Here is a 2,847-nt window from a genome sequence, read left to right as displayed (position 1 = left end):
GAGCGCAATCCACGTGGCGCGAACGTACTTCGACAAGAAGCGAAACTACGTCGGGCAGCACTTCTGGGCCCGCGGGTACTTTGTCTCCACCGTAGGGCGGGACGAGAACGCGATTCGCGAGTACATCCAGAAGCAGGAAGTGGAGGATAAGCGACTCGAGCAGCTTCGGATGATCTGACAGCCCGCCACCTTTAGGTGGCTCCCAGGCCGCTCGCGAGCGGCCAACAACTCAGCCGCCTTGGGCGGCTCACAACCAAAAGCCCCCGGCTCTGCCGGGGGATGACTTACTGACGGTCCAGCAAAAAGAGTGGTTAAACTGAGGCGCGCTTCATGACGCTTGTCGTTACTGTAAATGGACCGGAAACGATCTGGCTCATGACAGATCGTAGTCTCTATTTTGAGGCCCGCGCACTCAGAGATGATGCTCGCAAGGTCATGTTTCTTGAAACCACCGATGGCGTGGCCATTCTTGGATACGCCGGGCTTGGAGCAAATGCCTCCGGTACGGAGCCAGCGGATTGGCTGAGTTCGGTCTTCCGTGGTCGAAACCTCCCGCTAGAACAGTCCCTCGGTGTATTGGCGGATGCGATGAAGAGGCAGTTACCGCGACACCTGACGCGCATTCCTGGGCAAGACGGCCCGGCTCACAAGGTGCTCATTACAGCGTTCGTTGGCGACGAAGTCAGGCTATACACAATCGACTTGGCGTTTGCACCCGATCGAAAGAGCTACCGCTTTCGCTACACGCGCCATGTAGTCGACAATTCGAGTCCGGACGCTCCTAGAACCCCCCGGTTGAGCATAGCGGGCTCGGGGGCCCTATATCTGATGCATGACAAGAAGTGGATACGTAAGCTACTTCGCGTGGTCAAAGCCAACGACTGTGGGCAGTTGTCGGCAAATACAGTCGCTGCCCATTTGGCCATCCTGAACAATGAAGTCTACTTTGGAGTTCGCGATGGTTCAGTAGGGCCACGCTGCATTGTGGCGTGGCGACACAGAAAGAACGGCGTTCACAAGGGGCGTGGAGGATATCAATCCTATACTGGGGCTGAACGCGACGCAATCTCGCCATCACTGCCAACGATCGCAAATGGCATGAATGTTAGTACACTTGCTAAAGTTATGATGCCGCGCACCATGAAGATGTTCGAGGCAATGCGCGGAGGCGAACCGGCGAAGGATTTGGATAAGGACGAAATCAATGCAGAGTTGGCCCGTCTGCCGGACAAACCAGACGAAACCCTGCGGTAAGGACAACGGGTAACCCCCCGCCTTTGGCGGGGGACCCCAGAAGTTTGACAGTTCCGGGAGTGGCTTGGCTCGCTGCTCCGATCCGCACTCACGCCCCAGAAACACGCTCGGTCAGGATGCCGCACACGCAAGGGATCGCCGTCCGGGCCGAGTTCCGACGGGGGGCGCGAAGCATGTGGAAGCAGCCGCACCGGGTCGGAGGTTCGGGCGCCAACGCGCATGTCGCCAAGGGGTCGGCGGTGCCGGGCTGCCAGCCGTCGGCCAGTGACTACCGCGGTTTCTGGGACACCCCGAAACCGTTTCAGCCGCGTCGGGCGGCTCATGATTTGCCCGCCGCCCTGGGCGGCCCACGGTTATCAAGCCCCCACACCTTGGGTGGGGGGGTGAATTCAATTCGCAAGTGCAGCACGCGAAGCAGCCTGGAAGACCTCATGGGGCGTCGGTAGTTGAGGGTCTTTCGTGGCCGATGGTTGAGTCGCTTCACAGCGGCGGTGACCGCTTGATCGCTGACGCGCCGGAAGTCGGTGCACCTCGGGAAATACTGCCGCAGCAGCCCGGTGTGCTCCCCGTTCGGCACCAATCCACCGCGATCTGTCCGCAGGGGGGACATCAGTTGATCGAGAAAGGAGAGATACGGGATGCGCACGTTCAGCGACCTGTTGAAGATCAGCGAAGGCGACGATGTGCTACTCGGCACATGGTCGCAGATTGGCGCACCCGAAGTGATCGACATCTTGGGTACCTGCGGCTTCAGCTTCGTCATCCTCGATGCACAGCACACTTCTTTCTCAATGCAGACGGTGGAGAACATGGCGCGCGCCTGCGCGGCCAACAACCTCGTGCCAATCGTTCGGGTCGTGGACAATCTCCCGCATCTGGTCCTGCAGGCCCTCGATCTAGGCGCCGCGGCTGTGGTCGTACCGGGAATTTCGACGCGTGACGCCGCTGAGGCCGCGGTGTGTGCCGCACGCTTCGGACCGAGCGGGCAACGCAGCGCCTGTCCGATGGTGCGCTCGTCTGGGCAGTTCACCGCGGACTGGCGCGCCTATGCCAAGCGTTCCAACGCCGAATCTAGCGTCATCGCACTGGTGGAAACCCCCGAAGGCATCCGTAACTGCGACCGTATAGCAGCGGTCCCTGGGATCGCTGCGATCCTTGCCGGGCCGTTCGACCTGGCCGTCGGTATGGGCTATGACGACGACATGCGCCATCCCGAGGTAGTGAGTGCGATGGAAAAGTTGCTTGAGGCGGCGAGGCGAGCCAGCACCCCATTCATCATGCCAATCTTTGCGCCCGTACCTAAGGAGTGTCGCGAGGTGATGGAAGAGTGGAAGCGCCGCGGCGTGAAGCTATTTACGGTCGGTGGCGACAAGCTGTTCCTTGCCGACTATGTTCGGCGCTACGTCGCCCAGTTGCGGGCACGGGCCGCGGGACAGCGCGAGGGCTGATTTATTCTAGGAGCCTGTCGGACTTTCGGAAGCACCTACTCTGGAGGCACCCGAGAATACCATGGGAATGATCCGGAGGGCGTCTTCTTGTGTCCGAAGTAAAGTCACTATTCTTGGCTATTGCCTTTTGTTTCTAGTGCTATCG

Annotated in this window: 3 protein-coding genes; all 3 read left to right on the top strand. The window is 60.0% G+C overall.

Annotated elements, in window-relative coordinates:
* Positions 1–178: transposase (locus HZB60_09870; GenBank protein MBI5060070.1), on the top strand; the 178-nt coding region annotated here is incomplete at its 5' end.
* A gap of 152 nt (positions 179–330) precedes the next feature.
* Positions 331–1,254: a hypothetical protein gene (locus HZB60_09865; protein ID MBI5060069.1), complete on the top strand. Its 924-nt coding sequence runs from the start codon at positions 331–333 to the stop codon at positions 1,252–1,254.
* Between the two features lie 638 nt (positions 1,255–1,892).
* The gene (locus tag HZB60_09860; GenBank protein ID MBI5060068.1) at positions 1,893–2,702 is read left to right on the top strand and encodes a hypothetical protein; all 810 of its coding nucleotides are present in this window, start codon (positions 1,893–1,895) and stop codon (positions 2,700–2,702) included.
* Positions 2,703–2,847 lie beyond the last annotated feature (145 nt).

The sequence above is a fragment of the candidate division KSB1 bacterium genome, from assembly GCA_016214895.1.
Lineage (GTDB): Bacteria > Electryoneota > RPQS01 > RPQS01 > RPQS01 > JACRMR01.
Note: the sequence above shows the minus strand (reverse complement) of the source record. Positions and strands in the feature narration are given on the sequence as shown.